Annotated in this window: 1 protein-coding gene; it reads right to left on the minus strand. The window is 65.2% G+C overall.

Features of this window, described 5'->3' with window-relative positions; translation table 11 throughout:
- On the minus strand, nt 1-379 hold a 379-nt coding region (locus DS843_RS30955; RefSeq protein WP_208852373.1), incomplete at its 3' end, for a CoA transferase.
- Nucleotides 380-598 lie beyond the last annotated feature (219 nt).

Consider the following 598-nt stretch of genomic DNA (forward strand, 5'->3'; position numbering starts at 1 on the left):
AGCCCTTGACCGAGGCGACGATGATGCGGGGGTTCAGCTCCTGGATGCGCTCCCAGGTCAGGCCCATGCGGTCGAGCACGCCGGGGGCGAAGTTCTCGACCATCACGTCGCAGATGCGCACCAGATCCTCCAGGACGCGCTTGCCGTCCGGGTTCTTGGTGTCCAGCGTGATGGACCGCTTGTTGTGGTTCAGCATGGTGAAGTACAGGCTGTCGGCGTCGGGCACGTCGCGCAACTGAGCGCGCGTGATGTCGCCCTCGCCCGGACGCTCGACCTTGATCACGTCGGCGCCGAACCACGCCAGAAGCTGGGTGCAGGTCGGACCCGACTGGACGTGGGTGAAGTCCAGAACCCGCACACCTTCAAGAGCTTTCCCCATCGTCGTTCCCCCCGTGGTGCTCTGTGTTTTAAAAAGGGCGGCCTCCCTTTGAAGGCAGGCCGCCCGGCATGAAGCCGGAAATCCGGCGATCCTTACGTCTTGGGTCCCTTGCGGACGGCGCTGGTGGGGTTGAGGCTGCCGATGTTGCCGCTCTCCGACCCGGCGTCGGGGTCGATGACGGCGTTGATCAGCGTCGGCTTGCCGCTGTCCATCGCCTCG

It is taken from the genome of Roseomonas genomospecies 6 (genome assembly GCF_008365375.1).
Taxonomy (GTDB): domain Bacteria; phylum Pseudomonadota; class Alphaproteobacteria; order Azospirillales; family Azospirillaceae; genus Azospirillum.